The 793-nt window shown below is 45.5% G+C and carries 1 pseudogene; it reads left to right on the forward strand.

Annotated elements, in window-relative coordinates:
• Positions 1–793 (forward strand): annotated as a pseudogene (locus ASG38_RS00385) (hypothetical protein); the annotation flags it as partial.

Consider the following 793-nt stretch of genomic DNA (forward strand, 5'->3'; position numbering starts at 1 on the left):
AACAGGAGCACCAACATGGGTAAACCAGTCAGCTTTGGTACCTGCCACCACAAACACATTGGTTAATAATGGTACCAACACACTCACATCAACCGTAAACGGGGTAGTGGCTACGGCAGCGGCAGTGAATACGGTTACCACTACTTTATCAGGCTCAAATTTGACTACAGTGGTAAACGGAGTGTCGAGCACCGCATTGAATCTGGCTCCGGTAGTGGCTGCCAATGACAAGACCAGTTCGGTAGTAAGCGGTACTACTACAACAGTAACTTCAGCAACAAGCGGCAACAATACGGCCTATACTGTTGAAATAAATCCTTCGTCCGTACAGTCCAACCAAAAAACGGCTTCGGTTACGGGTAGCGGCTTGGCTACGGTAACATCTTCTGTCAGCGGAAACAATACGGCTTATAATGTAGATGTATCGGCAGCAAATGTTCAGTCAAACCAGAAATTGACAACATTAAGTAATGGTACCAATACTACTGTAGCTTCAACAGTAAGCGGCAATACTACAGATTATAAGGTTAGTGTTCCAACGGCAAGTACAACTCTGGGAGTTGTAAAACAGGCAGCTGCCAATCCTACAATAAATATTGCTCCTGACGGTACGCTTTCGGTGAATACTACAGCAACAGGCTTAGGCAAGACACTGTCTACAGACGGTATTATTCAGGTGAACAGTGCCAGCACTTTGGCAAACTCCGTTCTGGCAGACGCAGCATTAAGTATTGCGAACAATTCCATAACTACAGGCAAGATAGCTGATGATGCAGTAACGGTAGCCAAGATA

Source organism: Flavobacterium sp. Leaf359 (genome assembly GCF_001423985.1).
Taxonomy (GTDB): domain Bacteria; phylum Bacteroidota; class Bacteroidia; order Flavobacteriales; family Flavobacteriaceae; genus Flavobacterium; species Flavobacterium lindanitolerans.